Source organism: Oceanobacillus caeni (assembly GCF_019037185.1).
Taxonomy (GTDB): domain Bacteria; phylum Bacillota; class Bacilli; order Bacillales; family Amphibacillaceae; genus Oceanobacillus; species Oceanobacillus caeni.
Map to the genome: position 1 here is coordinate 1 of NZ_JAHHXM010000081.1, position 812 is coordinate 812.

Genomic DNA, 812 nt, shown 5'->3' on the forward strand with positions numbered 1-812 from the left:
TAGATGTAGTATAGATTTATGGACACAACTTGGTTAAGTCATTAATATTAAACTAACGAAAGGTTGTGTCCGAATCATGAGTCAAAAACGGTATAATCAAGAATTTAAACAAACAGTAGTTGAGCTTTATCGCTCAGGCACTCCAGTCAGTCAACTCTCTAGCGAATATGGTGTTTCAGAAGTAACGATTTATAAATGGATTAAGCAACTCTCTCCAATTGAATGTGAACAGGAATTAACTTTGGCTGATATAGAAGCCATTCAAAAGGAAAATCTTCGATTAAAACAGGAGATCGAAATCTTAAAAAAGGCTATGACCATATTCGCGAGAAAATAGATGAGCAAGAACTGATTGACTTGATTACAAAAGAAAGCGAACATCATCCAATCCAAATGATGTGTCGTGTTTTAAAGATGCCTAAAAGTACGTATTATCAATCGTTTCACAAGAAGCCGAATAGCTATCATGTCGCCAACGAACAACTGCTTGAACGAATTCGAGCAATCCATAAAGAAAGTAAGGGTCGTTATGGGGCCCCTAAAATCTTTGAAATACTTAAAAAAGAAGGCTATACAGGCAGTATCAATCGAGTTCAACGTTTGATGAAACAAGCAGGCATCCAATCATGTATTGTAAAAAAATTCCGCCCAACACCAACACAAAAGCCCGTAGAAGAACGAGAAAATGTATTAAATCAAGATTTCACTACAACAACAATCAACGAAAAATGGGTAGCTGATATTACATATGTCCATACGCTTCGTGATGGTTGGTGTTATCTAGCGTCCGTTCTTGATTTACATACAAAAAA

General features: G+C 36.1%; 2 protein-coding genes. Both read left to right on the plus strand.

The features are described 5' to 3' along the window. The first annotated feature begins 76 nt into the window (after positions 1 to 76). Positions 77 to 337, plus strand: a complete 261-nt coding sequence (locus tag KM885_RS17760; protein ID WP_047184434.1) for a transposase — start codon at positions 77 to 79, stop codon at positions 335 to 337. Positions 338 to 357: 20 nt separating this feature from the next. Then, a partial coding sequence (locus KM885_RS17765) for an IS3 family transposase (protein WP_216884344.1) occupies positions 358 to 812 on the plus strand: 455 nt, incomplete at its 3' end.

What these genes read in the sequence shown, in the direction of transcription:
- KM885_RS17760 (WP_047184434.1), top strand. Translation starts at nt 77, where the DNA reads ATGAGTCAAAAACGGTATAATCAAGAATTTAAACAAACAGTAGTTGAG.